At 69.8% G+C, this 12,355-nt stretch carries 11 protein-coding genes and 1 tRNA gene; 6 read left to right on the plus strand and 6 right to left on the minus strand.

Translation table 11 applies throughout. The features are described 5' to 3' along the window. Window positions 1-4: 4 nt before the first annotated feature. Window positions 5-91 (minus strand) — tRNA-Leu (locus SVTN_RS18655). 435 nt (window positions 92-526) lie between these two features. Between SVTN_RS18655 and SVTN_RS18660 the strand changes: the two genes are divergently transcribed. The 6 genes from SVTN_RS18660 to pknB all read left to right on the plus strand — a co-directional run bounded on the left by SVTN_RS18660 (window position 527) and on the right by pknB (window position 8,681). Continuing rightward, window positions 527-1,393, plus strand: a complete 867-nt coding sequence (locus tag SVTN_RS18660) for an FHA domain-containing protein (RefSeq protein WP_041130129.1) — start codon at window positions 527-529, stop codon at window positions 1,391-1,393. Window positions 1,394-1,403: 10 nt separating this feature from the next. Continuing rightward, window positions 1,404-1,922 (plus strand): FHA domain-containing protein FhaB/FipA, encoded by a 519-nt coding sequence (locus SVTN_RS18665; RefSeq protein WP_041130130.1) that lies wholly within the window; start codon window positions 1,404-1,406, stop codon window positions 1,920-1,922. A 189-nt stretch (window positions 1,923-2,111) separates the two neighbouring features. Continuing rightward, a complete protein-coding gene (locus SVTN_RS18670; protein WP_041130131.1) occupies window positions 2,112-3,605 on the plus strand; it encodes a Stp1/IreP family PP2C-type Ser/Thr phosphatase in 1,494 nt (497 codons plus the stop codon). A gap of 26 nt (window positions 3,606-3,631) precedes the next feature. Beyond that, on the plus strand, window positions 3,632-5,053 hold the full coding sequence (locus SVTN_RS18675; RefSeq protein ID WP_041130132.1) for an FtsW/RodA/SpoVE family cell cycle protein: 1,422 nt from the start codon (window positions 3,632-3,634) through the stop codon (window positions 5,051-5,053). Then, the gene (locus SVTN_RS18680; protein ID WP_041130133.1) at window positions 5,050-6,510 is read left to right on the plus strand and encodes a peptidoglycan D,D-transpeptidase FtsI family protein; all 1,461 of its coding nucleotides are present in this window, start codon (window positions 5,050-5,052) and stop codon (window positions 6,508-6,510) included. Before SVTN_RS18675 ends, SVTN_RS18680 begins: the two co-directional genes overlap by 4 nt. Window positions 6,511-6,665: 155 nt before the next feature. Continuing rightward, window positions 6,666-8,681 carry a Stk1 family PASTA domain-containing Ser/Thr kinase gene (pknB, locus tag SVTN_RS18685; RefSeq protein ID WP_041130134.1) on the plus strand — a complete coding sequence of 672 codons (2,016 nt, stop codon included), beginning with the start codon at window positions 6,666-6,668 and terminating at the stop codon, window positions 8,679-8,681. Window positions 8,682-8,813: 132 nt separating this feature from the next. Here pknB and SVTN_RS18690 read toward each other — a convergent pair whose 3' ends face one another. From SVTN_RS18690 to SVTN_RS18710, 5 genes are all read right to left on the minus strand, one after another. Continuing rightward, window positions 8,814-9,491 carry a class E sortase gene (locus SVTN_RS18690; protein WP_041130135.1) on the minus strand — a complete coding sequence of 226 codons (678 nt, stop codon included), beginning with the start codon at window positions 9,489-9,491 and terminating at the stop codon, window positions 8,814-8,816. A gap of 37 nt (window positions 9,492-9,528) precedes the next feature. After that, window positions 9,529-10,788: a class E sortase gene (locus SVTN_RS18695; protein WP_041130136.1), complete on the minus strand. Its 1,260-nt coding sequence runs from the start codon at window positions 10,786-10,788 to the stop codon at window positions 9,529-9,531. Then, entirely contained in the window at window positions 10,785-11,423 is a 639-nt protein-coding gene (locus tag SVTN_RS18700; protein ID WP_041130137.1) for an aminodeoxychorismate/anthranilate synthase component II, read from the minus strand. Before SVTN_RS18700 ends, SVTN_RS18695 begins: the two co-directional genes overlap by 4 nt. After that, entirely contained in the window at window positions 11,420-11,581 is a 162-nt protein-coding gene (locus SVTN_RS44820; RefSeq protein WP_015034837.1) for a hypothetical protein, read from the minus strand. The genes SVTN_RS18700 and SVTN_RS44820 overlap by 4 nt, the downstream gene beginning before the upstream one ends. A gap of 64 nt (window positions 11,582-11,645) precedes the next feature. Beyond that, window positions 11,646-12,353 carry a class E sortase gene (locus tag SVTN_RS18710; protein ID WP_041130138.1) on the minus strand — a complete coding sequence of 236 codons (708 nt, stop codon included), beginning with the start codon at window positions 12,351-12,353 and terminating at the stop codon, window positions 11,646-11,648. Window positions 12,354-12,355: the final 2 nt, after the last annotated feature.

The raw sequence follows: 12,355 nt of genomic DNA on the forward strand, positions 1-12,355 counted from the left end.
CGTCTGGTGCGCGAGGGGGGAGTTGAACCCCCACGCCCTTGCGGGCACTGGAACCTGAATCCAGCGCGTCTGCCTATTCCGCCACCCGCGCATTGGGTGGTCTCCCTGCCCTCTCACTTTTCAGTGGGAGCGCCTGGCGACATCTGAAGATTAGCACGTCGCAGACCGTGGATTCACATCCGTTGTTTCGCCCCCGCTCCCGGAGAACAAGGAGAGGGGGAGGAGAGGAGGAGCGAGGAGGGGAGGGACCCGAGGCCGGAGGAGAGAAGAAGGAAGCGCGAAGGAGGAGAGAAGGAGGGGAGAAGGAGGGAGGAAGGGGACGGACCGCCCCGGAACCCCGGCCCGCGCCTCCGCTCCCACAGCCGGGTGCGGGACACTGTCCACAGGCCGCCTCTACGATCCGTGGGGAAAGCCTGTGAGAGGTGACACTCGTCCACAGGGCAGAGAAGGGGAACCAGCCGATTTCCCGACGCGTGGATACGATCAGTAAGCAGTACCAGGGCGACAACGACGGAGGAGGTGCCCCATGGGAGTCCTGAAGCGTTTCGAGCAGCGTCTCGAAGGTCTGGTCAACGGCACCTTCGCCAAGGTCTTCAAGTCCGAGGTCCAGCCCGTCGAGATCGCCGGCGCGCTCCAGCGCGAGTGCGACAACAACGCGACGATCTGGAACCGCGAGCGGACCGTCGTCCCCAACGACTTCATCGTGGAGCTGAGCACGCCGGACTACGAGCGTCTCAGCCCCTACTCGGGCCAGCTCGGCGACGAGCTCGCCGGCCTGGTCAGGGACTACGCGAAGCAGCAGCGGTACACCTTCATGGGCCCGATCAAGGTCCACCTGGAGAAGGCCGAGGACCTCGACACCGGCCTGTACCGCGTCCGCAGCCGCACGCTGGCGTCGAGTACGTCACAGCCGCAGCCGCCCTCCCCGGGACAGCAGCAGCACCAGCAGCAGGGCCGCGGCGGCTACGGGTACCCCCCGGCCGGCGCCCCGCCCATGCCCGCCTCTCCGCCTCCCGGCGCGCCCGGCCACCGGCCGACGGCGCCCGCCGGACGCCCGGCGGGCGGCCCCGGATCCATGCCCGGCCCCGGCACCCACGCCGGAGCGGGCACCCCGGTGCGCCGCTGGATCGAGATCAACGGCACCCGCCACCAGATCTCCCGCCCGACCCTGGTCCTCGGCCGCAGCACCGACGCGGACGTGAGGATCGACGATCCCGGCGTCTCCCGCCGGCACTGCGAGATCCGGACCGGAACGCCCTCGACGATCCAGGATCTGGGATCCACCAACGGCATCGTGGTGGACGGGCAGCACACCACCCGCGCTACGCTCCGCGACGGCTCGCGGATCGTCGTGGGCAGCACCACCATCGTTTACCGGCAAGCCGAAGGGTGAAGCGGGGGCAATGTCAGAGCTGACCCTGACGGTCATGCGGTTGGGTTTCCTGGCCGTTCTGTGGCTGTTCGTCATCGTGGCCGTCCAGGTCATCCGCAGCGACCTCTTCGGTACGCGGGTCACCCAGCGCGGTTCGCGGCGCCAGGAGGCGCGACCCCAGCAGAACGCGCGCCAGGCCGCCGCGCCTCCGCAGCAGCGCGGCCAGCAGAACGCGGGAGGCCGCCAGCGCCGCGGCGCCCCGACCAAGCTGGTCGTCTCCGAGGGCACCCTCACCGGCACGACCGTCGCCCTCCAGGGCCAGACGATCACGCTGGGCCGGGCGCACGACTCGACGATCGTCCTCGACGACGACTACGCCTCCAGCCGCCACGCCCGGATCTACCCGGACCGGGACGGCCAGTGGATCGTCGAGGACCTCGGGTCCACGAACGGCACCTATCTCGACCGGGCCCGCCTCACCACCGCCACACCGATTCCGCTGGGCGCGCCGATCCGCATCGGCAAGACCGTCATCGAGCTGCGGAAGTAGTACGAAAATGAGCGAGCGGAGCGAGCGAGCCGGGACGAGCCCCGTCAAAGGCCGTGCCGCGCTCCCGACCGGAGCGACTGAAGCGACCGGAGCGACCGGCGGGGCCGGCGTGAACGGAGCGACCGGAGGGTGGGCAGTGTGGGTCGAGACCGGCTGTACCCCGATGCAGCGTCGACAGGGCAGGTGGGCATGACTCTGTCCCTGCGATTCGCCGCGGGCTCGCACAAGGGCATGATCCGCGAGGGCAACGAGGACTCGGGCTACGCCGGGCCCCGGCTGCTCGCCATCGCCGACGGCATGGGCGGCCAGGCCGCCGGCGAGGTCGCCTCCTCCGAGGTGATCTCCACGCTCGTCACGCTCGACGACGACGTCCCCGGCTCCGACATCCTCACCTCGCTCGGTACGGCGGTGCAGCGCGCCAACGACCAGCTGCGGATGATGGTCGAGGAGGACCCGCAGCTGGAGGGCATGGGCACCACGCTCACCGCCCTCCTGTGGACCGGCCAGCGGCTCGGTCTCGTGCACGTCGGCGACTCGCGCGCCTACCTGCTGCGCGACGGCGTCCTCACCCAGATCACCCAGGACCACACCTGGGTCCAGCGCCTCGTCGACGAGGGCCGGATCACCGAGGAAGAGGCCACCACCCACCCGCAGCGCTCGCTCCTCATGCGCGCGCTCGGCAGCGGCGACCACGTCGAACCCGACCTCTCCATCCGCGAGGTCCGGGCCGGCGACCGCTACCTGATCTGCTCCGACGGCCTGTCCGGCGTGGTCTCCCACCAGACCCTCGAGGACACCCTCGCCAGCTACCAGGGCCCGCACGAGACCGTGCAGGAGCTGATCCAGCTCGCGCTGCGCGGCGGCGGCCCCGACAACATCACGGTGATCGTCGCCGACGTCCTCGACGTCGACGGCGGCGACACCCTCGCCGGTCACCTCAGCGACACCCCGGTCATCGTGGGCGCCGTCGCCGAGAACCAGGCCCAGCTGAACGACGGCGGGGCGATGCAGACCCCCGCCGGCCGTGCCTCCGGCCTCGGCCGCCCCGCGCCGCACCAGCAGCCCCCCGCCGGCGGCTTCGGCCCGCCCGGCAGCGGCGGCGACCACGGCTACGGCGGCATGCCCCCGCAGGGCTCCTTCGACTCGTACACGGACGACGACTTCGTCAAGCCGCGCACCGGCCGCAAGTGGCTCAAGCGCTCCTTCTTCCTCGTCCTCACCCTCGGCGTCATCGGCGGCGGCCTGTACGGCGCCTGGCGCTGGACGCAGACGCAGTACTACGTGGGGTCCAAGGACCAGCACGTGGCGCTGTACCAGGGCATCAGCCAGGACCTGGCGTGGGTGTCGCTCTCGAAGGTCGAGAAGGACCACCCCGAGATCGAACTCAAGTACCTCCCCGCCTACCAGCGGAAGCAGGTCGAGGACACGATCGCGGGCGGCAGCCTCGGCAAGGCCGAGACGAAGATCGCCGAGCTGGCTGTGCAGGCCTCGGCCTGCAAGAAGGCCGAGCAGCGTCACGCCGCCGCCGAGAAGGCCGCCGACCAGGCGAGCAAGCCGCCGGCCACCCAGCAGCCCGCGGGCACCGCCACCCCGACCTCCAAGCCCACCACAGCCGCTCCGTCCCCGGGTCCCACCCTCACCGCGGAGGAGCAGAAGCTGGCCTCGAACTGCGGCAAGCAGTAAGCACCCGTAGGGGGCCTTTCACCACCATGAGCGTTGTCACCAACACGACCACCATCGGCGCGATCGAGGCGCCGAGCCGCCGCAACACCGAGCTGGCGCTGCTCGCGTTCGCCGTCGTCATCCCGGTGTTCGCGTACCTCAACGTGGGCCTGGCCATCGACGGCAAGGTCCCGGCCGGAATGCTCGGGTACGGCCTCGGCCTGACCCTCCTCGCGGGCGTCGCGCACCTGGTGGTGCGGAAGTGGGCCCCGTACGCGGACCCGCTGCTGCTGCCGCTCGCGACCCTGCTGAACGGCATGGGTCTGGTGCTGATCTGGCGTCTCGACCAGTCGCCGCGGCTGATCGCCAAGTCCATCCGGGACTTCGGCAGCTTCAGCCCCGACGCCCCCAAGCAGATGCTGTACTCGGCGGTCGGCATCGCCATGTTCGTGGGCGTGCTGCTGCTGCTCAAGGACCACCGTGTCCTGCAGCGCTACACGTACATCTCGATGATGGCGGCGCTCGTCCTGCTGCTGCTGCCGCTCGTGCCGGGTCTCGGCGCGGACGTCTTCGGCGCCAAGATCTGGATCCACATCGGTGGCTTCTCCATCCAGCCCGGTGAGTTCGCCAAGCTGGTCCTGGCGATCTTCTTCTCCGGCTATCTGATGGTGAAGCGGGACGCCCTGGCCCTGGCCAGCCGCCGCTTCATGGGGCTCTACCTGCCGCGCGGCCGTGACCTCGGCCCGATCATCACGATCTGGGCGGTCAGCCTCCTCATCCTGGTCTTCGAGAACGACCTCGGTACGTCGCTGCTGTTCTTCGGCATGTTCGTGATCATGCTGTACGTGGCGACGGAGCGGACCAGCTGGATCGTGATGGGTCTGCTCATGGCCGTCGCGGGCGCCGTCAGCGTGGCTTCCTTCGCGGGCCACGTCCAAGCCCGTGTGGACGCCTGGTCCGACCCGTTCGCCTGTGCGGAGAAGGTCGCCGCCTGTGACCAGATGACCCAGGTGCTGATGTCCTTCGGCTCCGGCGGCATCCTCGGCGCCGGCCTGGGACAGGGCAGCTCGGACCTCATCGGCTTCGCCGCGAACTCCGACTTCATCTTCGCCACGGTCGGCGAGGAGCTCGGCCTCACCGGTGTGATGGTCTTCCTGCTCTTCTACGGGCTGATCATCGAGCGCGGTGTCCGCACCGCCCTCGCCGCCCGCGACCCCTTCGGCAAGCTGCTCGCGATGGGCATGTCCGGCGCCTTCGCGCTCCAGATCTTCGTCGTCGCCGGCGGTGTGATGGGCCTCATCCCGCTCACCGGTATGACCATGCCGTTCCTCGCGTACGGCGGTTCCTCCGTGATCGCCAACTGGGCCCTGATCGGCATCCTGATCCGGATCAGCGACACCGCGCGCCGTCCCGCGCCCGCCCCCGCCCCGAACCCCGACGCCGAGATGACCCAGGTGGTCCGTCCGTGAACAAGCCGCTGCGGCGGGTCGCGATCTTCTGCGGCCTGCTCGTCCTCGCCCTGCTCCTGCGGGACAACTGGATCCAGTTCGTCCGTGCCGACGAGCTGAACGCGCACCCCAAGAACACCCGTGTCCGGATCGAGCGGTACGCGAACCCGCGCGGCAACATCATCGTCGACGGCAAGCCGATCACCAGCTCCGTCGACTCCGGCGGCAACTACTACAAGTACAAGCGCACCTATGTGAACGGCCCCATGTGGGCCCCCGTCACCGGGTACGCCTCGCAGGTGTACGACGCCAACCAGATCGAGAAGATCGAGGACGGCATCCTCACCGGCAACGACGACCGGCTGTTCTTCGACCGCACCCTCTCCATGTTCACCGGCGAGAAGAAGAAGGGCGGCGACGTCGTCACCACCCTCAGCGGCGCCGCGCAGAAGGCCGCCTTCGAGGGCCTCGGCGACAAGACCGGCGCCGTCGTCGCGATCGAGCCGAAGACCGGCAAGATCCTCGCGCTCGCGTCCACCCCGTCGTACGACCCGTCGACCATCGCCGGCAGCGACGACGAGAAGGCCTGGGTCTCGCTGAACGAGTCCAAGAGCAAGCCGATGCAGAACCGGGCACTGCGCGAGATCTACCCCCCCGGCTCCGTCTTCAAGGTCGTCACCGCCGCCGCGGCCCTGGAGAACGGCAAGGTCACCGACATCAACGCGCCGACCGACACCCCCGAGGGCTGGAAGATCCCGCTCTCCAACCGGGAGATGGTCAACCACGCCCACGGCTGCGCGAACACCAGCCTCATCCACGCCCTCGAGATCTCCTGCAACTCGGTCTTCGCGAAGCTCGGCGACGACGTCGGCCGCGACAAGATGGTCGAGATGGCGGAGAAGTTCGGTTTCAACGCCGAGCAGTTCACCCCGGTCCGCTCCTCCGCCTCCGTGTTCGACAAGAACTCGGACCGCGGTGGCAACGCGCTCTCGTCGATCGGCCAGTTCAACACCGCGACCACCCCGCTGCAGATGGCGATGGTCACAGCGGCGATCGCCAACGACGGCAAGCTGATGAAGCCGTACATGATCGACCAGCTGCGGGCCCCGAACCTCGACGTCATCAAGCAGAACGAGCCGGAGGAGCTGAGCCGCCCGGTCTCGCCGGAGACCGCCCAGAAGCTCCAGCAGATGATGGAGAGCGTCGTCACGAAGGGCACCGGCGGCAACGCCGACCTGAACATGGACGGCGTGAAGGTCGGCGGCAAGACGGGTACGGCCCAGCACGGCGAGAAGAACGCCAAGCGCCCGTACGCCTGGTTCATCTCGTACGCGAAGACCTCCGAGGGCTCCCCGGTCGCGGTCGCCGTCGTCGTCGAGGACTCGGCGGGCACCGACCGTGAGGACATCACCGGTGGCGGCCTGGCCGCCCCGATCGCCAAGGCCGTGATGAAGGCGGTCATCAAGACCCGGGGCTGACCCCCAGACCCCGTACGAGCCAGGTACCGGTCAGGTATCAGCTACCGGCCCCGGGCGGATCGCCTTCCCGGGGCCGGTAGCGTATGCGCGAACAGCACACACCGCCGGACCACCCATGGGTGCGGTCGGGACAGACGGAGAGGGCTGGATTAGCTATGGAAGAGCCGCGTCGCCTCGGCGGCCGGTACGAGCTGGGCCCGGTGCTCGGCCGTGGTGGCATGGCCGAGGTGTACCTCGCCCAGGACACCCGGCTCGGCCGCACCGTCGCCGTGAAGACGCTGCGGGCCGACCTGGCCCGCGATCCGTCCTTCCAGGCCCGGTTCCGCCGTGAGGCACAGTCCGCCGCCTCGCTGAACCACCCGGCGATCGTCGCGGTCTACGACACCGGCGAGGACTACGTCGACCAGGTCTCCATCCCGTACATCGTGATGGAGTACGTCGACGGGTCGACCCTGCGTGAGCTGCTGCACTCCGGGCGCAAGCTGCTGCCCGAGCGCACCCTCGAGATGACGGTCGGCATCCTCCAGGCGCTGGAGTACTCGCACCGCGCCGGCATCGTGCACCGTGACATCAAGCCGGCGAACGTCATGCTGACGCGCACCGGCCAGGTCAAGGTCATGGACTTCGGCATCGCGCGCGCCATGGGCGACTCCGGCATGACCATGACGCAGACCTCCGCGGTGATCGGCACGGCCCAGTACCTCTCCCCCGAGCAGGCCAAGGGCGAGCAGGTCGACGCCCGCTCCGACCTGTACTCCACGGGCTGCCTGCTCTACGAGCTGCTCACCGTCCGGCCCCCGTTCATCGGCGACTCCCCGGTCGCGGTCGCGTACCAGCACGTCCGCGAGGAACCGCAGCCGCCGAGCAACTTCGACCCCGAGATCACGCCCGAGATGGACGCCATCGTCCTGAAGGCACTGGTCAAGGACCCCGACTACCGCTACCAGTCCGCCGACGAGATGCGCGCGGACATCGAGGCCTGCCTCGACGGTCAGCCGGTCGCGGCCGCCGCCGCGATGGGCATGGGCATGGGCATGGCGGGCGCGCCCGCGTACGGCGGGGGCTACGGCTATCCGCCGGAGGACCAGCCGACCACCGCGCTGCGCCAGGCCGACCCGGCCGGCCAGACCTCGATGATGCCGCCGGTCGCCCCGGACGACGGCTACGGCTACGACGACCGCCCGGACCGCCGCCGCGGCGGTGGCCAGAAGAAGTCGAACACCTCGACGATCCTGCTGGCCATCGCGGGCGTCCTGGTACTCGTCGGCGCGATCTTCATCGGTGTCTCGATCTTCGACAAGAAGGACGGCAAGCAGCAGGTCAGCGTCCCGCAGCTGGTCGGCCAGACCATGCAGGGGGCGCAGGACCTGGCGAAGAACGCCCAGGTGAAGGTCCAGCAGGCCGGCACCGAGCGCTGCGACCAGCCCAAGGACGCCATCTGCCGCCAGGACCCGGCCGCGGGCCCCGGCGCGAAGATGGAAACCGACGGCACGATCCAGGTGTACGTCTCCGAGGGCGCCCCGCTCGTCGAGGTCCCGGACGTCATGGAGCAGTCCCAGGAGCGGGCCGAGCAGAGCCTCAAGGACAAGGGCTTCAAGGTCAAGGTCGAGCAGGAGGAGTCCGACCAGGACCCCGGCACGGTCCTGCGGCAGAACCCTGAGGGCGGCACCAAGGCCGAGAAGAACTCCGAGATCACGATCACGGTCGCGAAGAAGCAGCTGTCGGAGCTTCCCGACGTCAAGACCCGCAACGTCGACCAGGCCATCCAGCAGCTGAACGCGATCGGCTTCACGAACGTGACCAAGGAGGAGGTCGACTCGGATCAGCCCGCGGGCACCGTCATCGACCAGACCCCGCAGGGCCCGTCGAACCAGCCGAAGGACGTCCAGATCACGCTGAAGGTCTCCAAGGGACCGCAGCAGCAGACGGTCCAGATCCCCACGGGCCTGGCCGGCAAGAAGTTCAAGGACGTCCGGGACCAGCTCCAGGCCCTGGGTCTGCAGGTCGTCCAGGTGGGCTCCGACAAGGAGGACGCCTTCGTCCTCGGCACGAACCCTCCGGAGGGTTCGACGATCCCCACCAACCAGCCGGTCACCGTCACCACGATGGGCGGCGGAGGCGGCGGCGGGGACAACAACAACGGAAACCCCGGCGGCGGCTTCTTCGGCTGACGCCCAGCACGCACCGGCACGCACCGGCACGCACCGGCACGCACCAACGGGAGAGCCCCGGCATCCGCACTGGATGCCGGGGCTCTCCCGTCTGTGCCCGAAGATCGGCGCCCGAAGATCGGGGCCCGAAGCTCAGCGCAGTTCCGCCGGAGGCGTGCGGTCGCGGTCGACCTTCTCCGTGCGCACCAGTTCGCCCCAGACGATGTAGCGGTAGTCCGAGGTGTACATGGGGGTGCAGGTGGTCAGGGTGATGTAGCGGCCGGGCTTGGTCTTGCCGGATTCCTTCGGGACGGGCTGGAGGACGTCCACGTTGTACTTCGTGGTCTCGGGCAGGGTCTTGTAGACCTTGTAGACGTACCAGGTGTCCTTGGTCTCGAAGACGATCGCGTCCCCGGTCTTCACCTTGTGGATGTTGTGGAACTTGGCGCCGTGCCCGTCCCGGTGCGCGGCGAGCGTGAAGTTGCCCTGCTTGTCCTGCGGCAGCCCGGACTTGATCGGGTCGGTGTAGTAGCCGGCGACGCCGTGGTTGAGGACGTCGGTGCCGGTGCCCTGCTTCACCAGGACCTCGCCGTTCTGCATGGCGGGGACGTGGAGGAAGCCGATGCCGTCCTTGGTGTCGAGCGCCCCCGGGCCCTGGTCGGCCCACTGGCCGCGGACCTGGGCGCCGTCCTTGTCGGCGGCCCGGTCGGCGAGGACGTTGGTCCACCACAGGGAGTAGACGACGAAGAGGCCGAGCACCAGGCCCGCCGTGATGAGGAGTTCGCCGATGAGGCTGATGAGCCCGGCGATCCGGTTGCGCGCGCGTGCCACTAGGTCGTCCCGTCGTCCCGTCCGGAGGTGTGGGGGCTCAGCCTACGAGCGCTTTCGGCTTTCCCTTGCTGCGCGGGCGTTCCTCGACCAGCTTGCCCCACACGATCATGCGGTACGTGCTGGTGAACTCCGGCGTGCAGGTGGTCAAAGTGATGTACCTGCCGGGGCCCTTGAAGCCGGACTGCTTCGGTACGGGGTCGATCACCGAGACGTTGGAGGGCGAGGTCTGCGGCAGGATGCTGGCCATCTCGTACGTGTAGTACGCGCTCTGGGTCTCGACGACGATCGGGTCCCCGGGCTTCAACTGGTTGATGTACCGGAACGGTTCGCCGTGCGTGTTGCGGTGGCCGGCCACCGCGAAGTTGCCCTGCTTGTCGGCGGGCATGGCCGTCTTGAGCTTGCCCTCGCCGTAGTGGCCGACCATGCCCTTGTCGAGGACCTTGGTCTTGCTGATGCCCTCGGCGATGGGGACGACGACGTCCAGCTTGGGGATGTACATGATGGCGAAGCCCTTGCCGGGCTCGAAGGCCTCGGGCTCGCTGGTGTCCCCGCCCTTGGACCAGGTGTCCTCGATCTGCTCCTTGGCCCGGTCCGTCTCCTGCCCGGCCCGGACGTTCGTCCACCACAGCTGGTAGGTGACGAAGAGCAGCATGACGACGCCGAAGGTGATGAAGAGTTCCCCGACGACGCGGCTGGCGACGACGCCGACGCTCTCCTTGGCGGCGCGGGCGGCCCGCCGGGCCTCGACGCGGGAGAGGGGCCGCCCCTCGGCAGCGGGAGTCGCGGGGGCGGCGGGGGCCGCGCCCCGGCCCTTGCCCCGGCCGCCCTTGGCGGCGCGCCGGCGCTCGGCCCTCCCCGGCCCCGGGGACGGCGGAGACGGCTCGGAGCCCCCCTCCACGACCGGGAGGGGCATCGTCCCGTCCCGCGGGGCCTGTGGGGCCTGCGGGGCCTGCGGGGGCTCCTCCGCCTCGTACGGGCCGTAGGAGGGCTCGTAGGGGCCCTCGTACGCGTACGAGGGCTCGGGCGCGGGCGTGTACGGGTCCGCGGGGACGTACGGCTCGGCAGGCGGCGCGTACGGCTCGGGTGCGGGCGCGTACGGCTCGGGTGCGGGCGCGTACGGCTCGGCGGGCGCGTACGGTTCCCCGGCCCCGTACTGCTCGGCCGGTACGTACTGATCCGCCGGTACGTACTGCTCGGCCGGTACGTACGGTTCTGCGGACGGCGCGTACGGGTCACCGGGTATCGGCTCGGGCTCCGGTCCGTTCGTCGGCCGGAACCACGGCGAGCCCGTCGTCACGCGACGGCCTTGCCCACCACCGGCGCGAGCCCCGCCGACCGGCCGACCGCCCCCTTGTCGCCGCACTGCTCCAGCCAGTTGGCCAGCATCAGGTGCCCGTGCTCCGTGAGGACCGACTCGGGGTGGAACTGCACGCCCTCGACCGGGAGTTCACGGTGGCGCAGCCCCATGATGATGCCGTCCTCGGTCCGCGCGGTGACCTCGAGCTCGGTCGGCAGGGCGGCGGGCTCGGCGGCCAGCGAGTGGTAGCGGGTCGCGGTGAACGGCGAGGGGAGGCCCGCGAAGACGCCCTGGCCCTCGTGCGTGACGAGGGAGGTCTTGCCGTGCAGCAGCTCGGGCGCACGGTCGACGACGCCGCCGTACGCCACGGCCATCGACTGCATGCCGAGGCAGACGCCGAAGACGGGCACACCGGTGTCGGCGCAGTGGCGCACCATGTCGATGCACACGCCGGCCTGCTCGGGCGCGCCCGGCCCGGGCGACAGCAGCACGCCGTCGAAGCCGTCCTGCGCGTGGCTGAGCTCCACCTCGTCGTTGCGGAGCACTTCGCACTCGGCACCGAGCTGGTAGAGGTACTGAACGAGGTTGAAGACGAAGCTGTCGTAGTTGTCGACGACGAGAATTCGCGCGCTCACTGGCCGTCCACCGTCACATCGTTGAACGGAAGCAGAGGCTCCGCCCAGGGGAACACGTACTGGAAGAGGACGTAGACGACCGCGAGGACCAGCACGATCGAGATCAGCGCCCGTACCCACGCGTTGCCCGGCAGATGCCGCCAGATCCAGCCGTACATGACGTGGACCGCCCCTTCCGTTCGTTACGGGGACCAGAGTACGGGGCGAGGGGGCCGTGAGGGGTCAGCTGTCCAAAGCCTGTGGACGACCGTCGGTCACCGGGCGGGTGGCGTCGAGGTGCGCCCACACGATCAACCGGTGGCTGCTGCCCCACTCGGGGTCGCAGGTGGTGAGGGTGAGGTAGCGGCCGGGCCCGTGGAAGCCGGACTTCCTGGGGACGGGGTCGACGACGGCGGTGTCGCCGGGGACGGTCCGGTAGGGCCCGCGGTCGATCCGGTACGTGAACCAGGTCGTCCCGTCGGTGAGGACGATCGCGTCGCCGGGGCGCAGCCGCGGGAAGTCCTTGAAGGGGTCGCCGTGGGTGCGGCGGTGGCCGGCGACGGCGAAGTTCCCGGTGCCGCCGAGCGTGGTGGTGCGGGTGTAGTGCCCGAGGCCCTTCTTGAGGATGTCGGGGCCGGTGCCTTCGAGGACGGGCCACTTCCAGTCGCGGCCGAGCCGGGGGACGTACATCACGGCGATGCCCTTGCCGGTGACGTACGGCTTCGGCTTCGGCTTCGGTACGCGCGCGGGGTCGGGTGCCGGGCCGGGTGCGGGGTCGGGTGCGGCGGCGACCGGCAGGTCGGCCCACTCGCGCTGGAGGGTGTCGATCTGGGCGGCGCTGGCGCTGTCGGCCTGGACGCCGGTCCAGTACAGGACGTACACGACGAAGAGGACGATGAGGGTGCCGACGGTCAGGCACAGCTCGCTGAGGGTCCTCACGACGAGACGCAAGC

Origin of the sequence: Streptomyces vietnamensis (assembly GCF_000830005.1) — a bacterium.
GTDB classification, from domain to species: Bacteria; Actinomycetota; Actinomycetes; order Streptomycetales; family Streptomycetaceae; genus Streptomyces; species Streptomyces vietnamensis.